The organism is Sulfitobacter sp. AS59 (assembly GCF_038899995.1).
In the GTDB taxonomy this organism is placed as follows: domain Bacteria; phylum Pseudomonadota; class Alphaproteobacteria; order Rhodobacterales; family Rhodobacteraceae; genus Sulfitobacter.
On record NZ_JBBMQK010000002.1, the window covers coordinates 309,957 to 327,374 of the forward strand.

Here is a 17,418-nt window from a genome sequence, read left to right on the forward strand (position 1 = left end):
TAATTGATAGGCCACGACATCACGTCGTGGCCTATTTGCGTGACACTATAGTGATAAGAACATATAGTGAACACATGGTTAAACAAACAGTAGAACAAAAGCTCGCAATCCTAAGCGATGCAGCGAAATATGACGCGTCCTGCGCCTCTTCGGGGTCGACAAAACGCGACTCGCGCGATGGCAAGGGATTGGGATCGAACGAGGGCAGCGGCATTTGCCACGCCTACGCGCCCGACGGGCGCTGCATCAGCTTGCTAAAAATCCTGATGACCAATTTCTGCATTTACGATTGCAGCTATTGCATCAATCGCGCGTCCTCGAACGTGACCCGTGCGCGGTTCAGCGTTGATGAAGTGGTGAAACTGACCATCGAATTCTATCGCCGCAATTATATCGAAGGGCTGTTTTTGTCCTCGGGCGTGATCCGGTCACCTGATGCCACGATGTCGGACATGGTGCAGATCGCGCGCAAGCTGCGGCACGAGGAAAACTTTCGCGGCTATATCCACCTCAAAACAATCCCCGATGCATCCCCCGAGCTGATCGCAGAGGCCGGACTGCTGGCGGATCGTTTATCGATCAATGTCGAACTGCCGACCGATGCCGCGGTCCAGCAATACGCGCCCGAGAAAAAGCCCGACCAGATCCGCAAGGCGATGGCAGATTTCCGACTGCGCAAGGAAGTGTCAAAGGATAGGTCCCACACAGGAAAACGCCCGCCCCGCTTTGCCCCCGCAGGCCAGTCGACCCAGATGATCATCGGGGCGGATGGGTCAAACGATGCCGCGATCTTGGGGCAATCCACGCGGCTGTACTCCAGCTATAAACTCAAGCGCGTCTATTATTCCGCCTTCTCGCCGATCCCTGATAGCTCGTCAAAGCTCCCGCTGATCCGACCGCCGCTGCAACGCGAACACCGGCTTTATCAAGCGGATTGGCTGCTGCGCTTTTATGATTTTCAGCTGGATGAAATCACGTCCGTGACCGCCGACGGAAACCTTGATCTTGAGGTGGATCCCAAACTCGCCTGGGCGCTGGTGCACCGCGAAGTGTTCCCTTTGGACGTTAACCGCGCCACCCGCGAGATGTTGTTACGGGTGCCGGGGTTCGGGGTAAAAACTGTCACCCGTATTCTGTCCACCCGCCGCCACCGCACCCTGCGCTACGAGGATTTGTTGCGCATGGGCGCGTCGATGAAAAAGGCGCGCAGCTTTGTTACCGCAGGCGGCTGGTCCCCCGGTCGCCTTACTGACAGTATTGATCTGCGCGCGCGTTTCGCGCCGCCGCCTGAACAGCTGACCTTGTTCTGATGCACCGCGCGATCATGCCGCAAATCGGCACAACGCAGGCGTGGCGTGACGCAGCACGGCAGTTTCTAGCGGCAGGCATCCGGCCCGAGGATATCTTGTGGGGGGATACCGCCACCGCGCCTGATCTGTTCGGCATTGATACGCCCCTGCGGCCAAACAGGCAGGTCACCGTGCCGCGCAGCTTTATCTCGATGGCCAGTAGCGTGGTCTGGCACAGCGATCCTGAACGCTTTGCCCGGCTTTATGCGTTTCTCTGGCGGCTGAAAGACGCGCCGCATCTGATGACGGATCGCGGCGATGCCGACCTGTCGCGCCTGCGGACGATGGAAAAGAACGTGCATCGCTGCCAGCACAAGATGAAGGCTTTCGTGCGCTTTCGCGAAATCGGGCAGCCCGACACCCCCCGCCGGTCCTTTGCCGCGTGGTTTGAACCGACCTATCACACGGTAGAACCCACAGCGGATTTTTTCGTGCGGCGGTTCAGCGATATGGATTGGCGCATTCTAACACCGGACGTTTGCGCGATTTTCGAAGACGGCAAGCTGACCTTTAGTGAGGGGCAGGAAAAACCGGCCTTGCCCGAAGACGCCAGCGAGCAACTGTGGATCACCTATTTCCAAAACATCTTTAACCCCGCGCGGTTGATGGTCAAAGCCATGCAATCGGAGATGCCCAAGAAATACTGGAAAAACATGCCCGAGGCCGCGTTCATCCCCCAGATGATCGCAGACGCCCCCGCCCGTGCCCGCGCGATGGCCGACGCCGCCCCGTCCCTGCCCCCTGCCCGCATGGCGCAGGTGCAGGCGCAACTGGCCGCGCATCAGTCAGCGTGGGACGGACCGAAGGACGCACTGGCCAAGGACATCGCTGCATGCACGCGTTGCCCGCTGCATTGCAACGCGACCCAAGCCGTCGCGGGCGAAGGGCCGATGGACGCCGGTCTGATGATTGTCGGCGAACAACCCGGCGACCAAGAGGACCTGAGCGGGCGGCCCTTTATCGGCCCGGCTGGGCAGCTTTTTGATCAGATCGCAGCACAGGCAGGGCTGGACCGGACGCAGGCATACGTCACCAATGCGGTTAAACATTTCAAATTCACGCCACGTGGCAAACGCCGCATCCATCAGCGCCCCAACACGTCAGAGATTGACCACTGCCGCTGGTGGCTGAACGCGGAAATGACCCAAGTGCGGCCCAAGCTGATCCTTGGCATGGGGGCCACCGCCGCCGAAGCACTCACGGGTAGACGCGATGCGATCCTTGCCCGTCGCGGCAAGGTTGAGGCAACACCATCCGGCACGCCCGTTCTGCTGACGCTGCACCCATCGTACCTACTGCGGGTACCCGACCCACAGATCAAAGCAGACGCCACGGCACAGTTCAGGGATGATCTGCGCATGGCTGTGCGGATGTTGGCCTAGCCGGCATTAAATCCCGAACGCCGGTTGCAAAAGCACAAATGACATCCATATACCATCCACATGGATGGAGAAACATCATGAGCAACGTCAGAAAGCTCCGGGACAAGATGCCGGACAACGAAAAGATCACCATCAATCTGGGCTTTGTCGATCTGGGCCGGATCGATCTGTTGGTGCAGGAAGGGTTCTATTCGAACCGCAGTGATTTCATTCGCACCGCCATTCGCAAGCAGCTGGATCACCAGTCCGACAGCGTGACCCAATCGATTGACCGTCACACCATGGAAATGGGCCTGCGTGACTATACCGCCGCCGATCTTGAGGCCGTGCGCGCCGCCAACGAGCTGTTGCACATCAAGGTCGTGGGCCTTGCCCGGATCGCTGATGATGTGACACCGGAACTTGCGCTGGCCACCATCGGTTCAATCAATGTGATGGGTGCGCTGCAAGCCAGCCCCGAGGTGAAAAAAGCCCTTGGCGCGCGGATCAGCTAACCCATGTCTCATTCTTTTAAGGAAACCAAATGACAAATAAGTTTACGTCAGCCCTGCGTCGCGCGACCAAACTGGTCCGCGCAGGAAACCCTGTGGATGCGACAAAAACCATACAAACCGCCTTGCGGGGTGGTGGGATGGCCGCGCTGGATGAAATGGCGAAGTCCTCGAAAAAACCATTCGGGAGGCCGAGGGTCGGGCGAAGCCTGCGCGACACGCTTGCCAGTCTTAACGCAGGCATGGCGCAATCGGCCACGACGGCGGCAGACGTAAAAGAACCGCCGCTGACACCGGGCGCGCGTTTTGAAGCGGCAACTTTTGAGTGTCCCGAAGGCCGCCGCGACTACCGGGTCTATATCCCTGACCTGAAAGGCCGCAAACCCGCGGCCATGATCATGATGTTGCATGGCTGCAAACAATCACCCGTTGATTTTGCCAAGGGGACAGGGATGAACCAGCTGGCTGATGCGCATGGGATGATCGTGGTGTACCCTGCGCAATCACGCGGCGCGAATATGCAATCCTGCTGGAACTGGTACGCCACCAGCGACCAGACGCGGGATGCGGGCGAACCCGCGATCCTTGCCGGTTTGGCGCGTCAAATGCAGGCCGATCATGGCGTGGCCAAGGGCCGTGTTTTCGTCGCGGGCCTGTCTGCCGGCGCGGCAATGTCGGTTGTTTTGGGGCAGACCCATCCTGACGTGTTCAGCGCCATCGGTGCCCATTCCGGCTTGCCCTATAAGGCCGCGCATGACGTGCCATCGGCCTTTGCCGCAATGGGCACGGGCAGCAACCGCAACCATGACACGCAACCGATCCCGTCGATTGTGTTTCACGGCGATGCCGACGCCACAGTGCATGTAAAAAACGGTCAGCATATCGCCGAAGACGCCGCAACGGGCGCGCAAGTGGTCGACGATGGCAGCGTCAGAAATCGCGCCTTCACCCGCAGCACGACCCTAGCCCCCGAAGGCCATGCTGTGATGGAGCATTGGACAATCGCCGGGCTGGGCCACGCGTGGTCGGGCGGCGACAGCACCGGTTCCTACACCGATCCCGACGGCCCCGTTGCCAGCGCCGAAATGGTGCGGTTCTTCCTTAATTTGCCTATGAAAGGCGCATAACGTGACCCATTCCCTAACCTTTGACGCCGTTAGCGAAGCAACCCCCGGCCCCAAATGGGCCGCCCGCTGGCAGCGTTCATGGCCCGCCTACGAGGCTTGGTTTGTTGCACGCGGCGGCGACAACGGCCCCGACCGCGCCGCCTGCGAGGCCGCATTGCACAAGTATATGCCCGAGCTTGCACCTGTACATGCCAAGCTGACCAAGCTGGCTGGCGGATCGGACCGCGCGGCGCGGTTCCTGTCGACATGGTGCCCGCCCAGCTATCTTGGCGGCTGTTCGCTGGCCGTCGCCACGTCCCGCGACGACATCCGCCTTGTGCGCAATTACGATCTGTCGCCGGACCTGAACGAAGGGTTACTGTTCCACAGCGCCTGGACGGGTCGGCGCGTCATGGGCATGGTGGAATTCCTGTGGGGATTGTCCGACGGGATCAACGACGCAGGCCTTAGTATCGCGCTGGCCTATGGCGGGCGGCAGGAAACCGGGCGCGGGTTCGGGATTACTACGATCCTGCGCTATGTGCTCGAGACCTGCGAAACGGTCCCTCAGGCCTTGCGGGTCTTGCAACGCGTACCATCGCACATGCCCTATAACGTAGTGGTTGCAGATGCGTCAGGCGCTGCAGCGAGCGTCGAGATGTATGCCGGTGGCGGTGCCAAGGTGCAGCCGCGCCTTGTTGCAACCAACCATCAGACAGATGGCAGCACGCCAGATCGCGGTGCGTTTACCCGCACGTTTGAACGGTCAAAGCACCTGAATGGCGTTTTGTCCGACGGGGCCGCGCCCGCCACCCTCGTGGGTCAATTCACCCAAGCCCCGCTCAAACAGGATCGCTATGCCGAAGGTTTTGGCACGCTGTTTACCGCGGAATACGAACCCCTGCGTCGCCAGATGACTCTGCATTGGGATGGCGAGGTTTGGGCGCAATCGCTCGACGCGTTCGAGGAAGGTACCCGCGATGTGCGTTATGGTGCCGTGGGCGCAACTGCTGTGCATCAAGCAGGCGATATCGACTGGGTCAAAATCGGCATGGACTATGCCGCCGGGCGATACCCCGACTGGCGCAGGTTCCTACCAAGCGGGGTGGACGTCGCATAAGGGCGCATAAGAACGCCGGCCCGATTGATACCGGGCCGGCGTGTTCCGTTTCAATAAGCGTCTCGCGCCCAGATCAGCCGTAGAACAGCCTTGGGAAATACAGCGCGATCTCGGGGAACAGGATGATCAGCGCGACCCCGATCAGCGTGACCACGACATAGGGGAACACCGACGCATAGATGTCGCCCATGGTGACATCGGGCGGGGCCACCCCCTTGAGGTAGAACAGGTTAAAGCCAAAGGGCGGCGTCATATATCCGACCTCCATCATGATGATGAATAAGATGCCAAACCAGATCGGATCAAACCCTGCATCGCGCACCACGGGCAAGAACACCGGCAAGGTGATCAGCATAATGCCGACAGGGTCCAGAACCATGCCAAAGAAGAACAGCAAGACCAGCATAAAGAACAGCGCGCCCCAACGGCCCCCCGGAATATAGCCCATCAAATCAGAGATCAGGCTTTGCGCGCCCAAGGCTGTGTAGGCTGTCGAAAACGCATGCGCCGCGAACAAGATCCACATCACCAGCGCAGTTAGCTTGAGCGTGGCAATCGACGCATCGTGCAACACCCTCCAAGTCAGCTGCCCGTTGATCAAGGTCGCAACCAGCGACCCGAAGACACCAATCGCCGCAGCCTCGGTCGGGGTGGCGAAACCGCCAAAGATCGCGCCCAGAACAATCACCACAATCATAATCGGCAAGATCACCGCCTTGAGCGATCTGATCTTTTGTGACCAATCTGCACGTTCCTCGACGGGCAAGGCGGGCCCCAGGTGCGGCTGAAGCCAGCAACGCCCGCCGATGTACAGCGACACCAGCACGAACAAGGTCAACCCCGGCCCGATGCCCGCCGCGAAAAGACGGCCAACTGATACCTCGGTCAGCAGTGAATAGAGCACCATCAGGATCGAGGGCGGGATCAGGATGCCCCATCCGCCCCCCGCGTTAATGGCCCCGAGCGCGAGCTTTTTATCATACCCCCGCTCTAGCATTTTGGGCAACGCGATGGTGCCCATTGTCACCACAGCGGCACCGGAAATCCCCGACATTGCAGCAAAGATCACGCAGATCAGAACCGTACCAATGGCCAAGCCGCCGCGCAGGCCCCCGAACCATTGGAGCATCATATCGTAAAGGTCATTCGCGACCCCTGATTTTTCCAACAAGATGGCCATGAACACGAAAAGCGGCACCGCCATTAGGGTCGGCGATTGCATCGTCTCCCACATCTTGGAGGCCAGCAGATAGAACCCGATTGTTCCCATCTCGAAATACAAGAACACCACCGAAACACCGCCCAGCACAAAGGCCAGCGGCGTTCCCAGCATTAAAAACAACAGCAATGCGCCGAAAAACAGCAAGGTAAGGAGTTCGACGCTCATGTTTGCTTCTCCTGAGTCATTATTTCATCTCGGTCCGGATCACCGGGTTTACCGAACACATCCTCGGGGATCGGCAGCCCACGCAGCACGCGGATGTCCGACCACAGACGCACGATGCCTTGCAACAACAGCAAAATCGCGGCCACGGGGATCAGTGCTTTGGTCGGCCATAGCGGGGCCTTCCAGACGGAATTTGACCGCTCCATATCGGCTATCGCCTCGGATGCGATGTCCCAGCCTTGCCAAAGCAGCACGCCCACAAACAGCAAAAACAGCGGCCATGTCAGGATATCGACCGACGCCCTGCGTCTGCGCGTCATGCGACCATAGAAGATATCGACATTCACATGCCCGCGCTCGGTCAGCAGATAGCCGCCGCCGATGATCGCATAGACACCAAAGATCAAGGTGGCCAGTTCTGCTGTCCAGATTGTCGGGCTTCCCACCAGATATCGCATCACGACATCCGCCAGAAGCAGGACAAAAATCACCAAGACACCCAGCGACACCCATCGCCCGATAAATTGGTTCACACGCGTTATAGTACGGGCCAGTTGCATCATGGCGGCATGCTCCTTTAGTGCGAAAAGGGGGCGGCGCACCACATGCGCGCCGCCCTATTTTTCAAAGCTACAGGAAACGGGGCTTAGGCGTAGCCCATATCCTTCATCAGCGTGCGATAGATGTCAGCTGCTTTGGCTGCTTTCTCGCCCTTCTGGCCTTCGGTTTCGAGGATCTGCGCTGACGCAGCCGCGAGCATTTCCAACACATCATCCGGCAAGTGCATCACTTCGACGCCATCATTGGCCACACCTTCGGTCAGTGCAATCGCTTCGAAATGTTGATACTCAGCCGACCGCAGGAAGAACCGCGTCGTGATCGTATCAACCAAGGCGCTGCGCAGATCGTCCGGCAGCCCCTCAAGCGCGTCTTGGTTCAGGATGAACGCGTCGGTGGTTTGTGCCAGAACCGGTTTGTAGTGGTATTTGCACACTTCCCACAGCGACATGGATTGCGCCCCGATGGCAGCACCCCAATGCGCACCATCCACAACACCCGAGCTTAGCGATTGATACAGCTCTGATCCGGGGATGTATTGCGGTGCCGCACCGGCAGCGGCCAGATAATCCAGCATCGCGCCAGAGGACCGGATCTTGAGACCTTGGAAGTCGGCGGCAGATTCGATCTTTTTGGACAGAACCATTTCCGTCGGCAGGACTTTCTCGCACATCATATGCACGCCGTCTGCGTTCAGGTCCTCGTTCACCAGCGCCTCGACGCCAAGGTTCTTGATCGCGTGCTCCATTTCCCAAGCTTGGCGAAGGGTGCCGGGGATGCCGTAGGCAAATGTCGCGGCTTCTGCCTGATCGGCAATATATGACGGGCTGATTGTCCCCATCGGCACAACGCCTTTGCGCACGATGTTATAAATGTCGGGCCCTTTGGCGAATTCACCCGCGCCCAGCAGTTCCAGCTTGAACGCACCTTCGGTCTTTTCCTCAAGCTGCGACGCGACAACGCCCAAGCTGTCGGTGAACGAACTGGATGCTTTGGGCCAATGCGCCTGAACGCGCCAAGTGACCTCGCCCGCAGCGATCGCTTTGCCGACAAGCGCTGGCGATGCGACGGCCGCAACAGCCGCGCCGCGCAGCATGGACCGGCGGTTCAGCTTCATATTCTCTTTTGTCATGTCTTCCTCCCGTTGATTTCATAATTCTACGAGCCGCGTTTTTGGCCCGTCTGACCCGCCAAGATGCCCGGCGGGCGTTCCTCCCGTAACGTAATCCTGACAAATGTCCGGTTGAACCTCAACTGAATTGTTTGTAAAAACAATTATGGCCGAAATTGGGCGCAAAAAGGATCGAAATTCCCGCAATGGATGGTGCATATGATGCAATCATACCCCATTAGTTGCGTTTTGATATCGACATTAGCGCCGCGATTTTCGCGATAATGCCAATTTCGACGCGCTGCAGCCGACCCGACCACCGCATGGGTGCCACAGGATTACGTCCGCATACCGATACTCAGTACCTAAAATTTCCATTATGGGTTGAATATCCTGCAAATTATGCGAAAATACGATCCAGTGAACGCTTTTATGTGAAGCTTTTAACAGTCAGACGGATAAAAAAGGGCTTTCATAAATTTCGCGTCACTTCTCAGCAGGGTTATATGGCTGATAGATTAACGCCCCCCAGTTTTCAGGGTGGCGTGATCGCTGACCCACCTAGCACGAGAATGGGACGAGTAGATCAGGCGAGAGTGTTTCGCGCCGGATTACGCTGGGAGTGTAATGAGTTTTGTTAGTAATAGTGGATAGTTAGTAATAGTGGACAGACACGTAATAGTTCTCGCAATCGGATATGCTTTTGGTGCTGTCGCCAGCGGTATTTACGCAATAAATCAACCCATTTGGCAGGGACTGCTGGTTTTCTGGCTTGGTGGTGCAGCTGCAACTGCCATCGTCGCACTGCTGTTCAAGCTATGGGTCTGCACCGCGCAACGCATTCGCGATCACCGCAGAGCGTCGAACACGTGCCCGATTAGGACGCCCGGAACAGGACCAGCAACACCGCCACGCTAACCTTTGCGCCCTGCGACCTAGTTGATAGGCGCAGGGCGGGTTTCGTTCCCGGCGTTGCGGAACAATGTCCGGCTCCCCAATCAATCGCTAAATCCTGAGGCGGCACGTAGCCGCCCAGCTACGTGCGCCTGCATGAGACCGCTCACGCCCACGCTTTAGCCGCGCAATCTCACATAAAACACTCACCAAAAACGACCCAAGTCCCCCCTTGGTGCCAGCCGCGATATCACGCCCGTATTTTGTCCTCGATGCCCTTGACTTATCGGTGTGCTTAGTACCTTATTATACCAGTTGCTAATTCAGCGTAGAATTGGCGCTTACGATATTCTCGGGAGGACGAGCGTGACGAAAATCGCATTATTTGGGGCCGGCGGAAAGATGGGGGTTCGCTTGTCGCGCAACCTCGCGGCAACGGAATTTCTGACCGCCCATGTCGAAGTTTCCGACATCGGTAAAGAGCGGCTAAAGGCCGAGCTGGGCTTTGACTGCCAAGACCCTGATACCGCCCTGAAAGACGCCGATGTGATCGTTTTGGCCGTTCCCGATACGGCAATTGGCAAGGTGACTGCGGGCATCATCGACAAGGTGAAATCCGGTGCCATGATCATCTGCCTTGATGCAGCCGCCCCCTTTGCCGGTCATTTGCCCAAGCGCGATGATGTTACGTATTTCGTCAGTCACCCCTGTCATCCGCCGATCTTTAACGACGAGAAAACCGAGGCAGGCCGCAAGGATTACTTTGGCGGGGTGGCTGCACAGCAAGGTATTGTAAACGCACTTATGCAGGGCCCCGAAGCCGATTACGCCCTAGGCGAAGCTGTCGGTAAGGCGATATATGCACCCGTTGCGCGGTCCCACAGGGTGACCGTTGAACAAATGGCACTGCTGGAACCCGGCTTGTCCGAAACCGTCTGCGCATCCTTGTTGGACATCATGCGCGAGGCCATGGACGAAGTGGTGGCGCGCGGCGTTCCCAAAGAAGCAGCACGCGATTTCCTACTCGGCCATATGAACATTCTGGGCGCGGTCATTTTCGAAGAGATCGACGGCGTATTCTCGGACGCGTGCAACAAGGCGATTGAGTTCGGAAAACCGGTGCTCATGCGCGATGACTGGAAGCGCGTGTTCGAGCCTGAAGAAATTGCCGCCAGCATCGAACGGATCACCTAAGGCACCAAAGCTATCCACTTGTAGCACCAGTGAATAACTTTTACAGTTGGCGCATATCCTAACAAGGAAGCGTTGCGACATGAACAAAGAAGGTGCTCAGGACCGCAAGATCGTCCGGCTGAAGCTGTCTGATCAGGTTTTCGAACGTTTACGCGAACTGGTGGCAAGCGGAGAGCTGGCCCCCGGCGACTTTGTACCGTCTGAGCGGACATTGATGGAACGGTTCGGCGTGGGCCGCCCTGCGGTGCGCGAAGCCTTGCAAGCCATGCAAAGCAAGGGCTTGATCACCATCACCCATGGCGGTCGCAGCCGTGTGAACGCGCTGACCGCTGGCGTGGCATTCAGCCAGTTGGACGACATTGCCAAGCTGCTGCTGTCGAGCGAACCGGCCAACATCGACCACCTGAAAGTCATCCGTCACATTCTTGAGCGTGGCACCGCCCGGCTCGCCGCCGCCAAATGCACGTCGAAAGACGCCAATGATTTGTCTGAACTGATCGAGCTTCAGCGCGCGCAGCTTGGCGACGCCGACGCCTTTATGAAGGCCGATATCGCCTTTCACACCAGATTGGCAGAAATCACCGGCAACCCGCTGATCAAGGCGATCACCGAAATGATGCTGACGTGGTTGTTTGAATACCATTCGTCGTTGCTTTTGTGGTCTGGCCGCGAAGAAACAACGCTTAGCGAACATGCGGTTATCGTGGAACGCCTTAGGGCGAACGATGCCGACGGCACGGAACGCGCGTTGGAAGACCACCTGAGCCGCGCGGATTCCAAATTCTCATCCACGAACCAAACCTAATCGCTGGTCTCGGCTGTCGCCTGCCACTCGAACGGGCCAAGACCGCCGTTATCATTGGGCGTTAAATTGGCCCTGATGACGGTATCGCCGACGGACAGCTGCGCAATACCGTCGCTGATCTGCGCGCATTTTACCCGCTGCCCGGCAAGCGTTGCCAACATCGCCAATGCCTGCGCGATGGGCCAATCGGCGCGCGTGCCCCCGATACCGCGCGGGCCATAGAGCGCCGCGGGCGTCCAAACGGCGATATTCGCAGCGGCCAGTGCCGTCGCCAGCCCCACAACATAGGCCGCACCAAATTGACCGCGATGCCGCGGGTCGTCATCTGTCATGCAAACCCGCAGCCCATCGGGGTTCGGGATGACACGGTCACCGTAAGGGTTCTGCCGCATCGCAATCGTGGCCGGGCCGATGCGATAGGGCATATCGCCGAAAATCGCCTGCGCAGATCGGGTAATGTGGGGGATCGTTTCCAATGTCTCCATCACCGACAGATCATCGGCAGCATGGACAATCGGGCACAGCCCGTGGCTGACAAAATCCAGCGTCTCCAACGGCGGGCATTTGCGGTTCAGCTCGGGGAAAAAGCTGACCATGCCACCGCCTCGCACAATGTCGGGAAAAGCGTCTGCCGCCGCATTGTGGATGTCCTCAAGCGGTGGGCAATCGGGCCAGTCTGATCCCGGCGGTGTCGATTGCCGGTCAACCGATGGGCACACCATCACACTGGCGGGAACGAAGCCCAAGGCCTGCATCCGTGCGGCTACCGCGCCCAGCTCAACTGCGGGTGGATCGGCGCAGGCCAGAATAAGCTCCAGATCAAAGACCACATCCGGACAGGCCAATTGCGCCGCCGAAAAGGCTTGTATTTGCGCGTCCAGCCCACCCAAATCCATATCGAGATGGCAAAGTAACCGCTGCGGATTAACCTGTGCCAAATCACCGGGGGATGCAGCAAGCCGCCGCGCGTCATCCGGCGTCAGCACCAGCGCCATATCGGGGAAAATGGCCTTAACCGCCTTGTGCCCCTTTGACCGGGCTGGGGCATAAGGCAACGGTGCGCCAATGCTGAGAACAACGGATTGCGACAACCCGTTACCATCGGCGATCTGATAGGGCCAAGGTTTCGCAAGCGGGCGGTTATAGGTCTTGTAAGAGGCATCCCCCCATTGCCGCTGGTCTTCCATCTCGAATGTATCACCCACCAACCGACAGGTCACAGAATTATTGCCAACGGTGTGGGTCAGCGACACGATATCCATGAAGGGTTGCCAAGGCTCGATCAGCATTGGAAAGGTGGCTTCCTCTATCGTGCCATCGCTGTGACCCACATGCACGGGCTGCCCCGCCACCCCGTCGATAGGATGCAGAACCGTAAAGCCGGCGCGGTTGGTTTCAAAATCGCCCTTGGTGATGCCCTCGGCACGCATGGATAAGCGGCCTTCGGTGACTTCGACCTCAATATCGACGATCAACTGCGCGCTGCCGCTTTCGTATGTGGCGGTATAAGAAATGCACAGGGCGGTTTCGGTCTGGCTGGTGACCTCGTCTTGGATCTGCGGCACCAAGGTGCCCCAGTCGCGATCACGCACCAGAAACGCGATACTGCGGATCGCCTCTGCCCCGTTCAGCTTAATATGGCGCAGGCTGCCCGCCTCGAATGTAAAGGACCACGGCGCACGGGCCAATGGGGTGCTGGCAACCGCAGGCTGGTCGGTCCCGTATAGGATGGCGTTCTCGCTCAAAGCTCTGACAGCCGTACTGTCCGGCCCTCAGCGGCAGATAGATAGGCAGCCTCGACCAGTGCAAGCGTTTGCAGGTTATCCGCCCCCGATGTCTGCGGCGGGCGGCCCTTGGTCACGCAGTCGACGAAATGCTGTTGGATTGTCAGCACGCTTTCCTGAATATTATGCCAAGGCTTTTCGGCCCAAGGCAGCACAGGCGGGTTCACATCCACGCTATGGGTTTCCTTGCCTGTCACCGACAATTGATAACCCGCATCCAAGCGGACCGTGCCATCGGTCCCATCAATTTCCAACAAGGTCTGTGGAAAGGTTTCCGGCATGCGGCGGGTGGCATAGGAACAATCGACAACGCTGGTTGCGCCACCCTTATGCGTCAACAACATCGTCGCAACGTCCTCGCCCTTGATTTTGGGGTTTATACGTTTGGTTGTCGCGGCAATGCGATCCGCATCACCCAGAAAGGCACGGGCGATGTCCAGAATATGAATGCCCAGATCCTCGATAATAAAGCGCGCGCCTTCCGCCAGATAGGGCTGGCCTGAGAACACATCATAGCCGGAGCGGAAACTGAAACGGCCAAAGAACGGATCCCCGATAGACCCGGATTTCACCACATAAAGTGCCGCTTGAATGGCCGATTGCCAGCGGAAGTTCTCGTGCACCATGAGCGTCTTTTGCGCAGCATCCGCAGCGGCCACCATCGCGCGCGCGTCCGTCAGATTTTCGGCAAAGGGTTTTTGACAAATGATGTGAACGCCCGCCTCTGCCGCCATTTTCACCAGCGGCAAATGCGATGGCACCGTGGTGGCGATGTCGACAAAATCGAACCCGCCTTTGGCAAACATCTCGGCGGCATCCCTGTGGGTGCGCGTAATGTCAAAATCCGCAGCCGTTTGCGCCAAACGCCCGGCATCCTGATCACACAGGGCGACAATCTCGACCCCGTCGGTATCACGCCATGCATGAAGTTGATTTTGCGCGAAGAACCCGCAGCCGATCAATGCACCCTTCATACTCCCCCCTACTTATCCATGGCCGCTTGGGCACGCAGCACAACACGGGCTTGAACTTTTTGCTGGGCTTGGTCGATGACCACAGCCGCGATGATCACAAGGCCCTTGATGACGGTTTGCCAGAATGACGAAACCCCCATCATCACCAGCCCGTCCGAAAGCACACCGATCACAAAGGCACCGATGATTGTGCCGATGATACGCCCGCGCCCGCCAGACATTGACGTGCCGCCCAGAACAGCCGCCGCAATGGCGTTCAGCTCGAACGTATCGCCTGTCGCGGGATGCGCGGCAACCAGTTGGGACGAGATAATAAGCCCCACCAAAGCCGCACAGAAGCCGGAGAAAATGTAAACGAAATACTTGGTGCGGTTGACTTTGATCCCCGACAAACCGGCCGCGCGTTCATTGCCGCCCACCGCATAGATGTGCCGGCCCAACGGCGTCCGCGCAGCGATATATCCGGCAAGACATCCAACAACGATCAGCAGCGCAATCGAAAACGGAATACCGAAAATGTCGCCTGTGCCGATCCAGCGGAATGTATCTGATCCGTATTCAGGATTGCCATTCAGGTTCGGAAAGGTGCGCCCATCCGAGCTAAGCATCGCTGCACCGCGCGCCACATAAAGTGTGCCCAGCGTCGCAATAAAGGGGGCCACGTTAAGCTGGGTAATCAAGAACCCGTTCAAGGCCCCGATCGCAACCCCGACAAGGATCACCAGCAGACAAATCTCGAACGTATTGAACTGGATCGACCAGCCCAGCCCGACGTCGATCCCGTTCAGCACAAGATAGCCTGCGACCATCCCGCACAGCCCCACGATGGACCCGACCGACAGGTCAATCCCGCCCGACACAATGACAAAGGTCATGCCAATCGCCAGAAACGCGTTTAACGCCACGTGTTTTGACATGATCACCATATTGGCGGTGGACATGAAATTAGGCGCATTCAGCGCGAAAAACACAAAGACCAAAATCAGTGCGATGAACGTCCGCGCCTTTAGCAGCACAAGCAATGCATCCGATCCTGACCATGATGACATGTTGGTGGTTTGATCAGCCATCAGACGGATTCCTTACTTTTATGTTCTGTTTTGTGCCCGACAGCCGAGGCTTCGATAAGCTTGGCATTCGTTGCCTCGTCGCGGGTGAATTCACCGGTGATACGGCCGTTTGACATGACCAGAATTCGGTCGGACAGTGACATGACCTCGTCCAGATCAGAGGTAACAAAGATGATGCCAAGCCCTTCGGCAGCCAGCTGACGCATGACGCGAAACACCTCGGCCTTTGCGCCAATGTCGATGCCGCGGGATGGCTCGTCCATCAGCAGCACCTTCGGGTCGGTCATCAGCGCCTTGGCAATAACCACCTTTTGCTGGTTGCCGCCGGACAGGGATGAAACCTCGTGTTCGGGGGATGCGATTTTGATCGTCATGCGCTTCACAAAATCCGCGACCGTCTGCCTTTCGCGCACAACGCTTAGGTGCACCACCTTGGTAAAGCGCGACAAGCTGGACATCGTCATGTTCTCGCGGATCGACAGAATTTGCACCAACCCGTCGTTCTTGCGGTCCTCGGGGATCAGGGCAAGGCCACGGCTGATCCGTGCCGCGACGCCTTTTTCCTTTAGGGGGACGCCATCAATCGCAAAGCTTCCCGTGGCATAGCGGTGCCGTCCGATCGCACATTCCAAAAACTCTGACCGGCCCGCGCCCATCAGCCCATACACGCCCAGAATTTCGCCTTTGCGCAAGGACATGGACACATCGTTGACCACCAGATCACCACCCGCACCGGGCAGCGAAACGTGGTCGGCGCGAAAGACTTCATCCCCAAAGGGATGTTCAATTTCCTTGGCAAAATCCTTGCCGCTTTCGCCGATCATGTTGTGGATGATCCAATCGATATCCACCCCTTCCATGGATCGCGCACCAGTGATCACACCATCGCGCAGCACGGTGATATAGTCGCCGATTTTGATCAGCTCTTCCAACCGGTGCGAAATATAAACCAGCCCGACCCCGCGCTTTTTGAGATCAGCAATAACCCGAAACAAAATCTCGACCTCAGCCGCAGAAAGGGCCGAGGTGGGTTCGTCCAAAATCAGAATGCGGGCGTCATGGGCCAGCGATTTGGCGATTTCGACGATCTGTTGCTGACCCACACGCAGATCACCGACCAGATCATCGGGGTCGATGTCCTGCTCCAGCTGCTTCATCAGCTCGCGGGTTCTGGCCCGTTGGGTGGCCTTGTCGATATCAATGCCGCCGCGGGTCTTTTCGCGCGCTACAAATATGTTTTCGGCGACGGTCAAGTTTGGAAACAGGTTCAGCTCCTGAAACACGATGCCAATACCACTGCGCGCCGCCTCTTCTGTGGTGCGAAATGTAACCTCTTGGTTGTCGATAATAATCTTGCCATCCGTCAGCTGTTCAACGCCCGCAATGACCTTCATCATCGTGGATTTACCTGCGCCGTTTTCACCGACAAGGACATTGACCGCCCCCATATGCAGGTCAAAATCTGCCGCCTTCAGCGCAATCGTACCGGGGTACACCTTGGTGCCGCTGCGGATGGAAAGGCCAATCTCATGGGCAGTCATGGCGCACCAAACGATAGGTCAGTTGGCACAATTTCGGGGCGGGTTTCAACATCCTTAAACGTATAAATCCCAGAAAAGGTGACCGTTTTCCCAATCGGATCTTCGGTGGGGATGGTCAGGTTTTCATGGGCCATCGCGTTTAACCCGCCAGCCAGCTTTGCAAATTCGATCTGGTCGCGGAAATCGCTAAAGCTCAGGAACGACATCGCGTCGCGCAAGGCGGTCCCGCGAATGATCGGGCCTAGCTGGATGGTCACATCCGCCTTGCCATCGCCAACCGTATCAACCTGCAGCTTCGCCGCACGGCTTTTCATCTTTGTCTCGACGATCACCCCGGTGCCGGTCACGCCAAAGTTCCATGCGCTGGCCTCGCCCACGGGCTTGTAGCCATATTTCGCACCGGCGGCGTCAACATCTTGCGCAAGTGCGGCGCGCACCTCGTCGAGCGGGGCCAATAGCGCGGCAACGGCAGGCAGAACCTGCGGCTCCCAAATCTCGCGGGCCAAGGCCGCCATACGGGCCTCATCAGTCTGTGCCTCTTGGGCCTGACCTGCCGCGCCCGGATCGGGATTTTTAACGATTTTACAACCGCCCAACGCCACAAGGCTACTCAGCAGAAAAACAGAAATTTGTAGCGTGCGACGCATGCGGA

Annotated in this window: 15 protein-coding genes; 7 read left to right on the forward strand and 8 right to left on the reverse strand. The window is 58.0% G+C overall.

Annotated elements, in window-relative coordinates:
* Positions 1–74: 74 nt before the first annotated feature.
* The 5 genes from WNY39_RS05765 (at position 75) to WNY39_RS05785 (ending at position 5,448) form a co-directional block, all read left to right on the forward strand.
* Positions 75–1,310, forward strand: a complete 1,236-nt coding sequence (locus WNY39_RS05765) for a putative DNA modification/repair radical SAM protein (RefSeq protein WP_342844704.1) — start codon at positions 75–77, stop codon at positions 1,308–1,310.
* Positions 1,310–2,731, forward strand: a complete 1,422-nt coding sequence (locus tag WNY39_RS05770; protein ID WP_342844705.1) for a UdgX family uracil-DNA binding protein — start codon at positions 1,310–1,312, stop codon at positions 2,729–2,731. Before WNY39_RS05765 ends, WNY39_RS05770 begins: the two co-directional genes overlap by 1 nt.
* Before the next feature lie 77 nt (positions 2,732–2,808).
* Complete coding sequence (locus WNY39_RS05775) at positions 2,809–3,225, forward strand: CopG family transcriptional regulator (RefSeq protein WP_342844706.1); 417 nt, start codon at positions 2,809–2,811, stop codon at positions 3,223–3,225.
* Between the two features lie 29 nt (positions 3,226–3,254).
* On the forward strand, positions 3,255–4,349 hold the full coding sequence (locus tag WNY39_RS05780) for a PHB depolymerase family esterase (RefSeq protein WP_342844707.1): 1,095 nt from the start codon (positions 3,255–3,257) through the stop codon (positions 4,347–4,349).
* A gap of 1 nt (position 4,350) precedes the next feature.
* On the forward strand, positions 4,351–5,448 hold the full coding sequence (locus tag WNY39_RS05785) for a C45 family peptidase (protein ID WP_342844708.1): 1,098 nt from the start codon (positions 4,351–4,353) through the stop codon (positions 5,446–5,448).
* Between the two features lie 73 nt (positions 5,449–5,521).
* Here the strand turns inward: WNY39_RS05785 and WNY39_RS05790 are convergent, their stop codons facing one another.
* The 3 genes from WNY39_RS05790 to dctP form a co-directional block, all read right to left on the reverse strand.
* Positions 5,522–6,835: a TRAP transporter large permease subunit gene (locus tag WNY39_RS05790; RefSeq protein ID WP_342844709.1), complete on the reverse strand. Its 1,314-nt coding sequence runs from the start codon at positions 6,833–6,835 to the stop codon at positions 5,522–5,524.
* On the reverse strand, positions 6,832–7,398 hold the full coding sequence (locus WNY39_RS05795) for a TRAP transporter small permease subunit (RefSeq protein WP_342844710.1): 567 nt from the start codon (positions 7,396–7,398) through the stop codon (positions 6,832–6,834). Before WNY39_RS05795 ends, WNY39_RS05790 begins: the two co-directional genes overlap by 4 nt.
* A gap of 83 nt (positions 7,399–7,481) precedes the next feature.
* The gene (dctP, locus tag WNY39_RS05800) at positions 7,482–8,525 is read right to left on the reverse strand and encodes a TRAP transporter substrate-binding protein DctP (protein WP_342844711.1); all 1,044 of its coding nucleotides are present in this window, start codon (positions 8,523–8,525) and stop codon (positions 7,482–7,484) included.
* 1,239 nt (positions 8,526–9,764) lie between these two features.
* Between dctP and WNY39_RS05805 the strand changes: the two genes are divergently transcribed.
* Positions 9,765–10,592 carry a phosphogluconate dehydrogenase C-terminal domain-containing protein gene (locus WNY39_RS05805; protein ID WP_342844712.1) on the forward strand — a complete coding sequence of 276 codons (828 nt, stop codon included), beginning with the start codon at positions 9,765–9,767 and terminating at the stop codon, positions 10,590–10,592.
* A 79-nt stretch (positions 10,593–10,671) separates the two neighbouring features.
* Positions 10,672–11,397: a transcriptional regulator NanR gene (gene nanR / locus WNY39_RS05810; RefSeq protein ID WP_341234135.1), complete on the forward strand. Its 726-nt coding sequence runs from the start codon at positions 10,672–10,674 to the stop codon at positions 11,395–11,397.
* Here nanR and WNY39_RS05815 read toward each other — a convergent pair.
* Genes WNY39_RS05815 through WNY39_RS05835 form a run of 5 tightly spaced genes read right to left on the reverse strand, consistent with a single transcriptional unit; the run spans position 11,394 to position 17,413 of the window.
* Positions 11,394–13,142 carry a hypothetical protein gene (locus tag WNY39_RS05815; RefSeq protein ID WP_342844713.1) on the reverse strand — a complete coding sequence of 583 codons (1,749 nt, stop codon included), beginning with the start codon at positions 13,140–13,142 and terminating at the stop codon, positions 11,394–11,396. The genes nanR and WNY39_RS05815 overlap by 4 nt on opposite strands.
* The gene (locus WNY39_RS05820; RefSeq protein ID WP_342844714.1) at positions 13,139–14,155 is read right to left on the reverse strand and encodes a Gfo/Idh/MocA family oxidoreductase; all 1,017 of its coding nucleotides are present in this window, start codon (positions 14,153–14,155) and stop codon (positions 13,139–13,141) included. The genes WNY39_RS05815 and WNY39_RS05820 overlap by 4 nt, the downstream gene beginning before the upstream one ends.
* Before the next feature lie 8 nt (positions 14,156–14,163).
* Entirely contained in the window at positions 14,164–15,225 is a 1,062-nt protein-coding gene (locus WNY39_RS05825; protein WP_341234132.1) for an ABC transporter permease, read from the reverse strand.
* Positions 15,225–16,766 carry a sugar ABC transporter ATP-binding protein gene (locus tag WNY39_RS05830; RefSeq protein WP_342844715.1) on the reverse strand — a complete coding sequence of 514 codons (1,542 nt, stop codon included), beginning with the start codon at positions 16,764–16,766 and terminating at the stop codon, positions 15,225–15,227. Before WNY39_RS05830 ends, WNY39_RS05825 begins: the two co-directional genes overlap by 1 nt.
* Positions 16,763–17,413, reverse strand: a complete 651-nt coding sequence (locus WNY39_RS05835) for a DUF2291 domain-containing protein (RefSeq protein WP_342844716.1) — start codon at positions 17,411–17,413, stop codon at positions 16,763–16,765. The genes WNY39_RS05830 and WNY39_RS05835 overlap by 4 nt, the downstream gene beginning before the upstream one ends.
* Between the last annotated feature and the right edge of the window lie 5 nt (positions 17,414–17,418).